Below are 540 nucleotides of genomic sequence, written 5' to 3'. Positions count from 1 at the left end.
CATACAAGTTGATTACAATTTACCTGAACGTTTTGATTTATCATATAAAGGTAGTGATAATGAGTTACACCGCCCTATTATGATACACAGAGCACCTTTTGGAAGCCTTGAACGTTTTGTAGCAATATTGCTTGAACACACTGGTGGAAATTTCCCATTATGGTTAATGCCAACACAATGTATGATATTGTCGCTCAGCGAGAAATATGAAAAATACTCAGAAAAAGTTTTAAATTTGCTAGAAAATAACGAAATTCGCGCCCTTGTAGACCATAGAAATGAAACTATAGGCAAGAAAATCAGGGAATCTGAAATGAAAAAATTCCCGTATATGCTTATAATAGGTGAGCAAGAAGAAAAAGAAAATAAAGTTACAGTACGTAAACATGGTGGTGAAGATTTAGGTATGATGAGTATTGAAACTTTTTCAAGCATTATAAACGAAGAGATCAATAAAACGTTAAAATCGTTCTAAAAAAATAAAGTTTAATTAAAAAAATATAAGCCATAGCAATTAGAAGAAGAAGACAGCCTCAAAGA

1 protein-coding gene is annotated in these 540 nt (G+C 31.9%); it reads left to right on the top strand.

Annotated elements, in window-relative coordinates:
* Positions 1-475, top strand: a 475-nt coding sequence (locus FUA24_RS24620) for a His/Gly/Thr/Pro-type tRNA ligase C-terminal domain-containing protein (protein WP_246147160.1), incomplete at its 5' end; no start/stop codon positions are given.
* Positions 476-540 lie beyond the last annotated feature (65 nt).

Source organism: Seonamhaeicola marinus (genome assembly GCF_008085455.1).
Note: the sequence above shows the minus strand (reverse complement) of the source record. Positions and strands in the feature narration are given on the sequence as shown.